This window comes from Paenibacillus sp. FSL H3-0302, from assembly GCF_037982245.1.
In the GTDB taxonomy this organism is placed as follows: Bacteria; Bacillota; Bacilli; order Paenibacillales; family Paenibacillaceae; genus Paenibacillus_AQ; species Paenibacillus_AQ odorifer.
Window position 1 is genome coordinate 5,132,811 of record NZ_CP150284.1, and the last position, 15,169, is coordinate 5,147,979.

The 15,169-nt window shown below is 38.2% G+C and carries 10 protein-coding genes; 3 read left to right on the plus strand and 7 right to left on the minus strand.

What is annotated here, in order from left to right; translation table 11 throughout:
• Nucleotides 1-14: 14 nt before the first annotated feature.
• Both MHH50_RS22785 and MHH50_RS22790 read right to left on the minus strand, forming a co-directional pair.
• Complete coding sequence (locus MHH50_RS22785; protein WP_340033439.1) at nt 15-983, minus strand: SIS domain-containing protein; 969 nt, start codon at nt 981-983, stop codon at nt 15-17.
• A 504-nt stretch (nt 984-1,487) separates the two neighbouring features.
• Nucleotides 1,488-4,076: a fibronectin type III domain-containing protein gene (locus MHH50_RS22790; protein WP_340033440.1), complete on the minus strand. Its 2,589-nt coding sequence runs from the start codon at nt 4,074-4,076 to the stop codon at nt 1,488-1,490.
• A 331-nt stretch (nt 4,077-4,407) separates the two neighbouring features.
• Here MHH50_RS22790 and MHH50_RS22795 point away from each other — a divergent pair, with 331 nt between their 5' ends.
• On the plus strand, nt 4,408-4,776 hold the full coding sequence (locus tag MHH50_RS22795; protein ID WP_340034633.1) for a hypothetical protein: 369 nt from the start codon (nt 4,408-4,410) through the stop codon (nt 4,774-4,776).
• 633 nt (nt 4,777-5,409) lie between these two features.
• Here MHH50_RS22795 and MHH50_RS22800 read toward each other — a convergent pair.
• From MHH50_RS22800 to MHH50_RS22820, 5 genes are all read right to left on the minus strand, one after another.
• The gene (locus tag MHH50_RS22800; RefSeq protein ID WP_340033441.1) at nt 5,410-7,002 is read right to left on the minus strand and encodes a sensor domain-containing diguanylate cyclase; all 1,593 of its coding nucleotides are present in this window, start codon (nt 7,000-7,002) and stop codon (nt 5,410-5,412) included.
• Nucleotides 7,003-7,768: 766 nt separating this feature from the next.
• The gene (locus MHH50_RS22805) at nt 7,769-8,536 is read right to left on the minus strand and encodes a hypothetical protein (RefSeq protein WP_340033442.1); all 768 of its coding nucleotides are present in this window, start codon (nt 8,534-8,536) and stop codon (nt 7,769-7,771) included.
• Complete coding sequence (locus tag MHH50_RS22810) at nt 8,526-9,668, minus strand: hypothetical protein (protein ID WP_340033443.1); 1,143 nt, start codon at nt 9,666-9,668, stop codon at nt 8,526-8,528. Before MHH50_RS22810 ends, MHH50_RS22805 begins: the two co-directional genes overlap by 11 nt.
• Before the next feature lie 346 nt (nt 9,669-10,014).
• Nucleotides 10,015-10,704: a hypothetical protein gene (locus tag MHH50_RS22815; RefSeq protein WP_340033444.1), complete on the minus strand. Its 690-nt coding sequence runs from the start codon at nt 10,702-10,704 to the stop codon at nt 10,015-10,017.
• Nucleotides 10,705-10,737: 33 nt separating this feature from the next.
• A complete protein-coding gene (locus MHH50_RS22820; protein ID WP_340033445.1) occupies nt 10,738-13,734 on the minus strand; it encodes an ATP-binding protein in 2,997 nt (998 codons plus the stop codon).
• Between the two features lie 267 nt (nt 13,735-14,001).
• Here MHH50_RS22820 and radC point away from each other — a divergent pair, with 267 nt between their 5' ends.
• Nucleotides 14,002-14,613 carry a DNA repair protein RadC gene (radC, locus tag MHH50_RS22825; RefSeq protein ID WP_340033446.1) on the plus strand — a complete coding sequence of 204 codons (612 nt, stop codon included), beginning with the start codon at nt 14,002-14,004 and terminating at the stop codon, nt 14,611-14,613.
• A gap of 177 nt (nt 14,614-14,790) precedes the next feature.
• Complete coding sequence (locus MHH50_RS22830; RefSeq protein ID WP_340033447.1) at nt 14,791-15,141, plus strand: helix-turn-helix transcriptional regulator; 351 nt, start codon at nt 14,791-14,793, stop codon at nt 15,139-15,141.
• Nucleotides 15,142-15,169 lie beyond the last annotated feature (28 nt).

The following is a 15,169-nucleotide window of genomic DNA, read 5'->3' on the forward strand; positions in this document are numbered from 1 at the left end:
TTTTATCCTCCCGATTAGTAGGCTACTTTCCCCATATATCGGCGGGTTTCTAGCGGATGATTTCTCACCTCGGCAAGAGCCTCGCGATAGACACAAATAATACTGTAGAATAATACCGGATTAAAGAATTCCACAACTTCATCAGCAATTGTACCAATTCCCAGCTCTTTAGCATCAATCACTTCGACTTTCTCTGCATACTGATTCAGGAAAGTCCGTGCCCGTTCATCCAGCTCACGGGTGCGCCCTTCATTAATCATTAGGATGAATGGGGTTTCTTTATCCGTCACTTCAAAAGGACCATGGAAGAATTCACCGGAGTGAATTGCCGCAGCATGCAGCCATTGCATTTCCATCAAAGAACAGATTGCAAATCCATAAGCATGTCCGTACGAAGCTCCACTCGTCAAGATATAATAAAGCTCCTCATTACGGTATTTGTCGGCAAACACTCGGGCACGTGGAGCGACCTGCTTTTTACCCTGGTTAATAATGCCGTCGATGGCTTCCAATCCTTTTTGAAAAGCTTCAATATGCGCATACCCTTCAGCCACATCTAACAATTGAGTAGCGAGATCCAGAATGATAGCCATCGGGTTATTTTTGACATTGCTGTCATCTCCCCATGCATACAAGAAAGAATAATCAGAGTAATTCAGCAGCGCAGCTTCCTTGTTATGGGTTAGGCCAATGGTGTGCGCTCCATGCTCTTTGGCTACTTGCGCCGCAGCTACCGATTCCGGTGTATTTCCGCCATGGGAACAAACGATTACTACCGATTGTGTACCCAGACGTTTAGGCAATGCATGAACAAACTCATTCGCCGTATAGAGCCCCGCTACCAGTTTCTTCGCTTCACTATCCAGAAAATATTTCGCGGGATACATATCAACCAGTGAACCCCCACAAGCTACAAAATATACCTCTGAAATCTCCTCTGCCACTTTTTCACGGATACTTTGAACAACCTGATTTGTAGTCATTTGATTCTCTCCTTTGATATAACGTTATATAACGTATTGTTTACGAGATAAATATAACCGCTTTCAAAAATGCTGTCAACTATTAATTTATTCAGGTATATTTGAGAAATCGAAGAAACCAGAAGACAAGGATAAGCCATAAGCTAAATGCCGGAGGGTAAATATTTGTAGGGTTAGAGATCACCAAACCCAATAGATAAGAAGGATTGAGAAGCTGAGTTAGAAGACAAGGAGAAAAACCGCAATAGAGAATCCATGCAATCGCTATGTGCCTAACAGATGCACGTGCACAGTTCGTAGTGTACTCACTGCAGACGGAGGGAAAAACGAAGAAGTTACAATTGCGTTTGATAGTCTCGTTCATATCAGCGATTGGAGCAACGGTCCGTTAGCGGAGCGTCTGTCAAATCAACAACTTCAACCTACTATGAAACAAAGGGTGTCCCAGCCACCATATGCATGGCTTTTGGGACACCCACTTTCACTTATTACTACTTATGATTGTTATTCTTTTGAGGATGGTGGTGTTGGCACTGATGTATATTCATTTACTTCAAAAGTAATGATTTTATCGTAAATAATATAGTCTTTACGACTTTTAAAAGGACCTTTGTTATTGGACTGTTTGTCGATTGCAAAGGTTACAGGACCCACGCCTGTACCACGATTCTCATACCATTCCACGAAAGCATTAACTACTGCGATGGACACATCATATTCTTTCTGCTCTCCGGTGTTAAGCATGATGAACAGGAGAGCTCTGTCACCATTGTCTTCACCCACATCACCCACGGTAGGCTTAGCGGAAGCTTCATTTGAATTGGCACTCTCCGTTTGTCCGTACAAAGCAGTCACTACATAATAATAGGTTGTTTCGTTCACTACATTGGTATCCAAATAGGTTAGTGTGGTTGAAGGAACAGTAACTAATTTCAAAGAATACGGCCCTCCTGCTGCTGTTCCACGTTTCACAATGTATCCAGTAGCACCATTTACAGCTTCCCACTTTAACGTTACCTGTTTGTTTCCACCTACCGCAGTGAGATTCGTCGGTACTTTCATTTCAAAATTAGGTGTAGCAGAAACCTCATTGGAGAGGCCGCTTTCGCCTGTACCTATTTTCCCTATAACAGTATAATAGTAGGTTTCACCATTTATAACATTACTATCCAAGTAGGTGTAAGTAGTGCCTGTAACGGTTTGGATATCAATGTAAGGACCACCCGCTGTGTCACTTCGTTTTACAATGTAACCTGTAGCATTAGCCACGGCAGCATCCCAATTCAAAGTAACTTTAGCATTCCCAGCAGTCGCAGTAAGATGCGGAATTGGGCTTGCCTCTCCGAAAACGTTGAATTCACGTACATACAAGTTGGCAGTAGTCGTTGATTTGATTACAACGGTATACACACCTGTTAAACGACTCGGAAGTGTTTCAATTACATCATTCGCAGCAGGAGTGTATTCACCGATTTTGATATTATTTTTGTCGTAGAATTGTATTAGTGATTTATAACTACTCGACGCGTTATTTACAATAACCGCTTCAATATCCTGTGGTGCAGAGAACGTATACCAAGCAATGTTGGTACCCATATTTTTTAATGTAGCTGCATTGTTATCTGTTAATTCTCGCACTGTATTAGCTGTCGTGCCTACCGATACGCCTACATTGATTGGCAATCGATCTAATAATCCTCCGGTATATTTCGTTGCATTGGGTTGCGCACTCATCACATTTGAATTTCCGCTTTCACCTGCTTCATTGTTACTAGTGACGACATAGTAATATGTTGTTCCATTTGTAACCGTGGAATCGCTGTAGCTTGTTCCCTTTACATCGGTAGCGATTGTAGCGAATGGTCCAGTAGCTGACGTAGACCGTTTGACGTTATACCATTTTGCTCCAGTAGAAGTCCAAACAATTTCAGTTAATTTATCCCATCCTGCAGAAAAACTAATTGTCGGTGCATAAGGTGCAGCCGTTGGATTTGAGAATAGGTTGAATTCACGTAGATATAAGTTGGACGTTGATTTAAGCACAACCGCATATACACCTGTTACAGGACTCGAGAGTGTTTCTACTCCATCATTCGTAACAGGAGTGTACTCACCGATTTTAGTATTATTGTTATCGTAGAATTCTATATTTGAACTGTAGCTGCTCGACGCGTTATTTATAATAACTGCTTCAATATCTTGTGGTGTAGAGAACGTATACCAAGCAATGTTTGTACCCATGTTTTTAACTGTAGAGGCATTGTTATCTGTTAATTCTCGCACCGTATAAGCTGTCGTGCCTACCGATGCGCCTACATTGATTGGCAATCGATCTAATAATCCTCCGGTATATTTCGTTGCATTGGGTTGTACGGCAGCCGATACAGTGGAGTTAACACTTTCACCTGCTTCATTACTAGAGGCGACGACATAATAATATGTTGTACCATTTGCAACTGTAGTATCGCTGTAGCTTGTTCCCTTTACATCGGTAGCAATAGTAGCGAATGGTCCAGTAGCTGATGTAGAGCGTTTGACGTTGTACGCTTTCGCTCCGGTCGAAGTCCAATTAATTTCAGTTACTTTGTCCCATCCTGCAGAAAAATTAATTGTCGGGACATTAGGTACAGCTGTTGGAGTTGTGTATACGTTGAATTCACGTACATATAAGTTGGTAGTAGACGTTGATTTAAGCACAACCGTATACACACCTGTTATGGGATTCGAAAGTGTTTCTACTCCATCATTCGTAACAGGAATGTACTCACCGATTTTAGTATTATTGTTATCGTAGAATTCTATCTTTGAACTATAGCTGCTCGACACGTTATTTATAATAACTGCTTCAATATCTTGTGGTGCAGAGAAAGTATACCAAGCAATACTTGTACCCATGTTTTTAACTGTAGCGGCATTGTTATCTGTTAATTCTGAGACAGTATAGGAAGCACTACCTACACTGACTCCCACATTCATAGGAAGACCATCCAATACTCCCCCTTTGTATGCAGTTACCGCTGCCGAAGCTGATAGCGGTGGAATCAATTGAAACAGCATTGCAAAGACTACAAATAAATAACTAATTTTTTTCAAGCTTGTTTCCCCCTGTATAGTTAAATTTTGGTTATTGCGATCAACTTATATTATAATACTGCAAGGTAGAATAATTGTGAATACTTACACAAACAGTTTATCCCTTCCAAGGAATACTTTGTGAACGTTTATATCCAGTTAGATCCATTAAAGGGAATACATGATTTTATAATTACCAAAGACTATGGGACCAACATCAATGTGCATTACTTACAAGTAGATAATTGAACCAAAATCATGTTCCATATATGATAGCTTTATCATTTTTTTCAAGAGAGGCTTCAGTTTTGTGACAATATAAATCAATGAACAGATAAGAGCATTGGAGGTGGTGTTGACCGGACTTAGGGGCGAGAAGCTCGGGGTCGCCTCCAGAGAGGAGGCGCTGGCAATGGCCCGTTCACAAGGAGCATATTTGGTGTGCACCTCGCCGATGAGTAGCCTGCCGCCGTGCAGCCTGATGGCGAAAGGCAAGGAAAAGCGGTGGCATTCAAGGTGGATACCGGACGAATGTCCAGGTGAAACAGTAAAGAGAAGGTCAAGGAACTGCGCTTCACCGCGCATATCGAAGAACATAATGATGACACGAAGCTTTGCCAGGCAGACAAACATCTCCGCTCTGGCAAGCCGGTACAGTTGGTCGTTAGAGCATCGGGCGCAAAGGAAGCCACTGCCTCGAAGGCAGTACTGGAGCGTCTAGTGGCCGATGCGATGTACCTTAATTGAAAGAAAATGTGCGCAAAGAACAGTTAACTAAACCCCAAACTTATGATTTTCATCCCTAACCGCGAAATATGTTGGGTTTGTCTACTTATTTGAACCCTCAAATTTCGGAGCGTCACTGCCGGTTTCACTAATATCAACACTGGTGCGGATGTGGGTTGTGCAAATAACTTACCGCAAGGTGGAAAACTATATCTCACTAAACTGAATTCAAACACTGCATATGGGGCTCCGGCTAGCACGTACAGCACAACAGGATATGCACAAATGAGCATAGTTGACGGCTAAACTCATCATCTGATTCTGTAGAGTCGGGGAGATGTTTGAAGCGTAGATTGATATGTATGGGTAATCAAGGATTGTTTGTTCATTGAGGTTATTCGCTTTCTTCTAATTGATAGACTGCCTAATGCTTCTTCCATTATTGCTATTGCTGCCTTTTTAACTTTTGTTAAACGTATAGCCATTGACAAAACCTCCTTCTACTTCATCTGATTTAGTCAGATATAGCAAAGGAGGTTTATATTCTTCTACGCAAATTCTGTATTTCTAAGGTTTTCACTGTGATGCCAAGGACGGGGGTATGCACCGCATATTTCGAGCCATTGTTTCAAACATCAGCGACCATCGTCTGGTTTCTTCCCCTGCTCTTGGCCAAGTATAACGCCTGATCCGCCTTCTCCAGCAGCCCCTCCCGCTCCAATGTATGAAAAGGATAATGGGCGATTCCTAGAGAGATTGTAACCTGTGTCTCGATTGGCCCCCTGCTTTGTTCCATTGCCCGCCGGACTCTTTCAGCTATGATGAAAGCTTCCTCAGGTCTTGTGTGGGCTAGCAAGATGATGAACTCTTCACCGCCGTAGCGGTAGCAAACATCGTCTGGACGAACCGAGGTAACTATAACTTTGGCTACATGTTTCAGCACTTCGTCGCCGATGAGATGACCGTAAGTGTCGTTCACGAGTTTGAATTTGTCTACATCCAATACAATGAGCGAAAACGGTTGTCCTGAGTCCATCCACTGACTCATCGTATACTCTAACGATCTCCGGTTCATTAAACCGGTCAGAGCATCCGTCGTAGCCTCTTGGGTCAGTTGATCCGTCTGCTTCTGAATATCCGTCACGGCAAGCAACACAGCCTTGGTCAGCAGATCTGCCTCTCGGCTCCATTGCGGCTTCGCTTCTGGCAATTCAATCTTCTCCTTGCCCATCCTGCTCACCAGATTTGCCAGGTACACAAAAGGCCGGGCCAGCTTGCGTGCTACGAGAATGACGCCCATCAGGAGGATAATGAACGGAAACAACGAATACCAGAGAATGGTCCGAAGGTGCCCCATCAGTTGATGATGGATGACACTAATCGGCGAAACGACCACAATTCCCCATCCGTTGGCTGGAACGCTGGAGTATCCGGCAAGCATTTCAACGTCACGGGTGTTACGCACTTGCTGTTCCCCACTCTCCCCATTCATGAGTTTCTGCACAACCTTGTTATTGCTGACATCCTTCCCAATGAGCTGCTTATCCGGGTGGTACAACAGATGCCCGCTTGAATCCACAATATAATAATAGGAGCCAGAATCGTCCACGTTATTGTCGCCAAAAATCATAGACAAAATATTGTTCTCCTGCAGATAAAATGTGCCGCTCAAAATACCGCGATATGTACCATTCTTGCTAAAAATCGGCTGACTCATAAAAACGATTAGTCTCTTTGTGGTTTGGGTCATGTAGGGGGAGGATATGTAAGGTTTTTTTAACGCCAGAGCTTCTAAACCGACCTTAGAAGTAATATGGTTTCCTACTGACCCCAAACTAGTCGGTACTACATTGCGGATCAGCCCGTCGGCATCGAGCACGGCGATAGAATTGAAGTAATTGCTACTATTGCGCATCAGTTCCAAATTATCATCCACTTGCTTCGGCGTTGAGGTTTCGTCATCGGAGAGTGTGTCAGCACTGTATTCCAAACTGCTGCGCATGGACTGAAATAAGGAATCCATTGTTTTGGTCATTCGGTCAGCGTTGTAGTAATTCAGATGGAGTGTAGTCTCCATCAATGATTGTTTTTTAGACTCGTAAGAGCCAATCAGAAGGATGCTTGAGGTTAGTAGAACCACCAGCGTAACCAAGCCCGTAAGCAGCGATGTAAGACTGAGCTTTTTACTTTGACGCGGGTCGGCTCTTCTCAGTGTAAGCAAACTTTAACCCTCCTTGGTTCTTGAAAACTAGATTAATTAATAATACAACAAATTAAGATGTTATTCGACAGTAATCAAAAGGCTCGGATCTCTCATACCACTCTGCTTACCGTTTGATATACGGCGGTTCATGAAATCTTACATATTAAAAAACTCCTCTCCAGAACTTGTGATTAGACAAGCACTGAAAAGGAGTGAACCTTAGCTTTTGATGGAAGCTTTACTCAAGAAAAACAAAAAAACCTTGATTTCTCAAGGTTTTCACTATGATGCCGAGGACGGGGGTCGAACCCGTACGGTACTCACGTACCGCAGGATTTTAAGTCTTGAAGTAGTCCTTTTAGTGCCTTTTCTACGCTACGAGAAGATCGCGCATAAAGCCTTTAGCCATGCGGGTTGAAGGCACTTTTTTATGTTCCGTACACTTTATGTTCGAGGATTGGGATATGTAGCCATGTTAGCAAAAGTGTTAGCAAATAATTGAGCAGGAGCTATATGTTTCCACTCTTTTTTATGTCCTCGTTTGAATCACATCAAATAGAGCCCCTGAATCTTCAAATCGGTATTTTGAGCTTGTTCTATGTATCGAATCATCGACTGTAAAGCCAGTCTGGACAAGGGATTCTGGTAGACCAATAAACTTGGCGACCTCGCATGTGCTCATGCCACCTTTGTACCTGTGAATGATGGCTTCTTCAAGCAACATTTTCTATGCGGGAACGGCTATTCTGGAATGACTCCAGCATAATCTACTAATCCAATAAGATTAGCTTTTTTTCTCTATTAATTTACTTAATCTTTCCAATGCGTGGTCTTTTTCTGATGGACTAGGTGATTTACTTTCAGATTCACTAATTGTTGTATCTTCTTCTGAAAAGCTATTATTGATTCCAGTTAAAACATAGTCTAGAAGTTCAGTCTTTTCTCGTTCTTTTTTAGCTATATTCATTCGTCTAAGTGAATTAATTATAAATAATACAGACTCAATAAGTATTACAACTAAAATTATGATAACAATTGACTTTTTAGTTGTATTTTTATTCTCGTTATATGGAATTTTATTACTCGAAATGTCATCGGAATAAGAGGCATAGAAATTTTTATAATCTTCATGAAACCATATTATTAATTCTATAGAAGCATTTTGAGATAACCTATCCATATTAACAATTACTGTTGAGTTAGCGCTAATGCTGCTGTCTTTAATTGATTCAGTACTCTCAATTTTATAATCGAATATTGAACCATCTAAATCTAACTGGATTCTTAAATTTTTTGAAGAAATTCCTTTATTTTTAATTTTTATGACTCTTAATGAATCAGCAGATGTCCTATTATTGTTCTTGATAGCATTATCATTCATTATTCCGAGTAGCTCGTCAGGTAAAAATTGGTTGGTCTTACTAGTTTCAATTATTAACGTAGAGTTATTATTAAATCTATCGTATATATTATTACCAAATAATAATACTAATAAAGATATGAAGGAACTAATAATAGCAACTATCACAGAAAGTTTACTTTTATCTTTCAAAGATACCTCCTCCTTGTATGCCAGAAATCTCAAAAACCACATGCTCCTTGGGAATATAGCTATTATAACGGCTGAAACTGATATATTGGAGCGCACCATCATTCACAACTTCAGTAATTTTTTCAGTAACTCCTGAAGAAGAATCAGCATCATTTACAGAAAGTAAATCATCTGTTACTAGTATTCCCGCACCATTATTATATTTTAAATCTTTCAAATCCCTACAAAAGGTTAACCTTAAAACGAAAAGGATGATATTCTTGTACCCATATGAAAAGGAATTAAAATTCCTTTGCTTCATGACATCTTTAAAATCATAGAGATTCTCATTCCGCTTGGTTAAATGATTCATTGTATGGTAAAAAAAAGCATCAATAATTGATAATTGTTCATTGATGAACTCTTCGCTAAATTCCTTTTCTTGTATTAAAATAGTACGTGCTCTCTCCATTAAATTATTATTTTCAATTATTTTTTCTTTAATTTTTTTATATTCAAAACTTATTATGTCGTTCAACTTGTTTATTGTATTATCTTCGATGATTTTTGCTATGGAATTCTCTACGCCGTTTTTGTATTTCTCAACCAATTTTAATCCATGGTTATCAAATGCTACTTCATTTTCTATTGTTTTGATATCCTTTTCTATTGATTCTAGGTATTCTGAATTATAGCCAACAATCTTATGGTATGTGTCCTGCTTCTCTCTGCTATTCCCTTTAATATCCAGTTCAGCATAAAAAGAATGTCCCAATATATCAAGCGTAGCAAGTTCATTAAATGGTGAAACAAATTTTATATTCATTAATTCAGTATATATTTGATTTAGCTCAATTGAGTTTGCTCGGGCTTGCCTATGTATATCCCCTTCAAAAAAAATCATATTAGAAGGTAATTTTCTCGAAATACGCACACTCTTATCTTTAAACTTGCATTCCAAATAAGGGGAATCGAGTGACAAGTAATTTATTAATCTCGTAAAGTTACCTTTCAGACCTAATAAATATTGAATCAAGTTAAACAAAGTTGTTTTACCTGAACCATTTAATCCGATAATATAGTTTTGTCCCTCGTTAAAATTTATTGTAAGTTGCGGGTTAATATAAAGTCTTTTAATAATAATTTTACTCAAAATAACACCCCATTTTTTTCTGTAGTTGTACCTTTTAACGTAGTTTCTTGATTTTAACAATCAAGTTTTAGAAGCTCAATGCGATCATTCATAATTATTTCTAACGCTCCAATCATGCAAGCTTTACATAGTTGCATTATTGAAATTACATATAACGGTGTTTCAAGTACAGAATTCAACCTACCAATGGTTTTATAGCCAATCCTCAAGAATTAACGCTTCATTTTCAACTCTCCATCTTTCACATGGATGTCTTATTCTGTGCCGCTCCAAGTAAATTTTAATTCCTACGTTCGATTATCCCTGTGCTCTTGAACTAGTTAAAAATGTGACAAAAAAGCTAGTTTTATTGTTTACCTATAATGGGCTTTATTCTATACCGTAGTTCTTTCTCAATAAAATAAACAAGATGGTATAAATAATCTTCATCAAATTTTTCCAATTCAACATAAGAAACTCTAAAATCAACATCCTTGAAAGTACTGTTCAAGTCATTTAACCGCATACTGTAGAGTTGATCGGAAGTTGTCCTATAATCTGCATAAATATGCTCAATAATTCTATACCTTATCCCTTTATTCGAGGAAAAACTATCGTTTCGTGCTTTTCCGATATATAGAGGAATCCACCCATCTAAAAAAAGGTTTTTTCCGCCTTTACGCGCCACAAAATGTTTCATGAACCTTTTCACCGAAAGCCGGGGTGTATTACCGCTTCTATTTTCAAACCAAATCTCCTGGATGTAAAAGAAAAACTTTTCTCTACGTTCAATTAAGTTATAGTACTGCTCTCCTTGTTCTATCAACCATTTAGCATAAAGATTATTAAATTTTGCCTCAAAATAATAAATACCTGTGCAATCATTGAAATTCAATATATTTTCGATACTTTGAAGAGAATCTGCTAGTGTAAACTCATATTTTTTTGCTATTGCATCTAGATGCTCTAAAGCTATCATCGAAGTAGTGTCTTTCAAATGCCAAAGCCCTTCCTGTATAATTTTAAGGGTTTCATCTAATGATTTATCCTGGAACATTTCTCCCTCTCCAATAAACTTTATGATTAATTTTTATATGCTTAAAGGATTTAAATCTGATTTTGAAACAGTGTAGATTTTACTTCTAAAATCATCCCAGCATAGATCTAAAAAGGACGATATTTTCGTATAGCTTTGTGAAATGATATCAGCTTCATCACAATAAATTCTACTACGCAAAGCTCCTCCGTGATGAGCGTTATGTATATCTTTTGGAAGTTTCTTCAACTCTGTATAAAGCTCCCGATAATAAGCGGATTTATAAAAGTTAACTCTACTGATTGCATCATTTAATTTCTTCATTAAACCATCTAAATTATCGTCCACTTTTGGTGAGGTTGGAGCATAAACAAGAATATCCTTGAGCTCATCTTCAATCCAAACTCTTACTGATTCGACAAACCTTTTTGCTAATTGCTCATCTTTCTTATCTTCGTTCCATGATTTCAAATCTATATCAACTTCTGCTTTCCAACCCTTGATATCAATAACATCTCTTACAATGCTCAAAGACTTAATACGCTGAATTTGAGGATTTACTCCATATTGCTTCATGTGTCTTGGCCAATCTGGGTCATGAGAGGTTATAATAAATTGATTTTTTCTTTGGGTATCAAATACTCGTCTAGCAAACCTAGTCCTATGCCCTTCATCAAGTGAAGTTAATGGATCATCTAATAAAGTAAAGTTTAACCAAGTCCTTTGTGTGCTTTCACTTCTTATTTCTGACATAGCAAATATATATGCCCATAATAGTGCTCTTATACGAGAAGCATTAATTAATGGTGCAGCCTCTACTAGTATCCCTCTGTGCTCTACTAAAAATTTCATATCAATTTGACGACCTGATCTTACAGGTTCGATTATTTTTAAAGGGAATTCATCGGTCCCGTACAACTCTCCATAGATTATTTGTATTCGAGAAATAACCTTGTCCAAATCGTCAGCTAACAAATTATCAGCCAATTCTTTCTGTGACTCTAATTCTATTAGCGCTTGCTTAATTCGTTCTATAATTTGATGCTCATTAAATAGTTTTCCCTTAAGTATAAGATTATTTTTATACTCCTCCATCTCCAGACAAGCATCTTGTAGGGGTTTAATAGATAAAACAATATCTTTGCAAACCGTGAGAATATGAATCAATGAATCGGAATGAGGAGTATTACCATATCCCAAGGTATTATCAATGTCTATTTTAAACGAATCGAAGTTAGTGTTAATCCAATTTAGTACAGTGATTTTATCAAGATATTCATTAGCTAGGACTGTATAATCATCTAATATACAGTGAATATCATTTATTCCCAACTTATTAATGGTTCTTTCTATATCTTCATCCAAATATTCTTTAAAATTCACTGAGCTGACTAACGCATTGATTTTAGGATCTAGATTTGCTTTAAGTTCATCCAATCCATTGTTTAAAAAACGATATATGAATGCATTAACATCTTTTGAGAAATTTTGTACAAAATCGGACGTATTCACCACATTTAATGAGTGTGGTACTTTACTTTTTAAACGATTACAACAACGCTTGATAATTTCAACTATATTAAGGCTAGCCTCGTCTTCCAAATTTTTCAATGCAATTAGTTCTGCTTTTACAGAATTATTATCTTCTAAAATACTTTCGCAAAGTGGACAGTTTGATATATCAGAATCAATAGGAATCAGTTTAACAGCTTGCAACATTAACTCTAACTTTTTTATTTCTTGCTTTTTTTCGTACCAAATGAGAGCTAGCAATAATTGCTCGGTTGTTTCAGTAATTACTGTACTGAATTCAATAATTTCAGATGCATTATAACTCTGTATTGATTTTGAGAAATCCTTTATTATACTCCATTCTGTAACAGAGCTTTGAGTGATTGCTTCATGGGCAGCAATGATTTTTGTTAGTAGCCTTTGAGTAAATGCATCATTTACATTAAAGTCTTCAATCTCCTCAAGCTTTAATACTTCCTTAAGCTTAATCAGCCTTTCATTAGCCTGTTTGGTTAACCATTCTTGTTTCTTATGAATTCTATCCTTTAATTCTCCCGTAGTACCTATTGAAGCGTATTCATCTTTAATATCATTGGGAATTCTGGATGATATTTTTTCACCTAGAACTCGATTTATTCGATCAATTCGGTCTATTTCTAGTGATTTTTGGGTGATATACCTTGTACAAGCTTTCTGCATTTCTTTTGCGTAGATGCCAATGTAATTCATTGAATCTAGCCCACTTACATTTAAAAAAATTTGTGCAAGATCGGAATCAGCCGTAAATTGAATATGATTTACTTTTGCTGGCATTATAAGGGACAAATCAATTGATAAATCGTCCAAAATCGGCATGTTAGACAATTTTGATTTCTTAGCTCCTGTTAAATCTCTCCTAATTATTACTGCGTCTCCTCCCGAACTTGGAATCAGTTCAACTTCAACCCAGCAATTATAACTCTGCATATTCTTGACTGCGTGTTCAACAGATGGTAATGCGCATTCAGAGGGCCACACTCTTCCTATGGTATTGACTTCTAAGTTATTCTCTTTTTTTTCATACAAAGATATTACTGGAGCTATGCTCGGTTCTGTCCGATCCCATAATAATTTACCAGTAAATAGCCAGACGATGGCATTCATGATTGATGACTTACCTGTACCATTGCTTCCAGAAATCAGTTGAGTTCTACCATCAAAATTATATTCAAACACCGGGCCATTAAATATTTGAAGACCTCTAAAGTTGGAAGCTCTTAATTTCCCCAGCTTATAGGAACATACTTCATCAAGTTGCACATCGTCTGAAGCCTCTGAGATAACGACTTCTGTTAGCGCCTGATTAAATACTCTTATTAAGGTTGCAAGTTTATCTTGACCAAACGGAGCAATGAACTCACGTTCAGAAAAATCCCTCAAACATTTTAAGACTACTATCCCATCTTTAGAATATGGGCCTATTTTCTTATCTCTTAGGTTAATTTCCTTACCTCTTAGTAATTCATCTAAAACATTTTTAACTCGAGGAGATTCCAACATACTTCCACCACCATTCTAAAGATAAATATCACAAGTGATCAAAGTACTAGATTCGACACCTTCCGGCAATTACCTTTTTTAATTGATAATTTACACTATTGGTTTAAATCAGTTTATTAGTAAACTGAGTTGTTTTATTTCTATATTATATCCCCGATACCTATGCATGATAGATAGTCTCGCGAGAGGCTAAACTAATGCAAGAGCCAGAAATCCAATAGTTTCCGGCTCTTTGCTTTATTCCAAATATTACTAGGAGGCGTTATTTTGAATCACCACTACAATGAAGAACTAAAGAAACTGATTTCTGAATCCTTAAGAGAACGACCTGACAGCTATCCTATACAGCAACTCTTTGAAGAATTTCCCACATCGACACAATTAATGGATGTATCAGAACAACAATTAGTAAAAATAAAAGGTATTGGTATAGGAAAAGCTCGTCAACTCACCTCAATGTTAAAACTTGCTAAACTACTCACAATTCCAGCATCTCAAGAGCAAGTCAAAATACGTAGTCCTAAAGATGCTTTTGAACTACTTGAACCTGATTTCAGATATTCTACGAAAGAACACTTCATCTGCCTTTTCCTCAACACCAAGAACCGCCTCATATTCAAAGAAATCATCTCCATTGGCTCTTTAAACGCTGCTATCGTCCATCCAAGGGAAGTATTCCATGCAGCAATCAGACGCTGTAGTGCCTCGCTCATTTGCGCTCACAACCACCCGAGCGGTGACCCAGAGCCATCGATTGAGGACGTGAATTTAACAAAACGACTCATAGCTGCTGGTGAAATCATAGGAATAGAAGTCCTTGATCATGTCATTATTGGAGGTAATCGCTTCTACAGTTTAAAGGAGCACGGCTTGATATAAGCCTACTTTCACCTGGTTAATGTATGTTCCTCTTACTAAAAACCTCTCAATAAATGCCTCTGGCATCTGAATTGCCACAGCCTGTATCAATTCGTGGTTATAACCACTTAAATCCTCATTATATCCTGTTGAGCATCCTTCCAAAAAATTCTATTGTTTTGTTAGGGGTGAGGGGAATTGAACAACATTGAATTTATCGGAGAAAGCATCCGAATTCTGCGAACGGGTAAGGGGCTGAGCCAGGAACAGCTGGCACTGAATGCAGGAGTAAACACCTCCTACATCGGCCAGATTGAACGTGGAGAAAAGAATCCAACGATAAAAACTTTGGAGAAAATAGCGGTAGCTCTCAAAGTAAGCTTACTTGATTTACTTTTATACTCAAATCCGAAGAAAGGAGTAAGTAACCAATCCATACAAATTCTTACCCCCGCTAGAATCAAGCAATGCCTGCTGGAAGTTCTACTTGAGCACACAGATTTGGTGACAATGAACGTTCTGAAGTCATATCGAAACTTCGAAGAATGATTTCAAGCGCATCCAGCAGCTACATAGC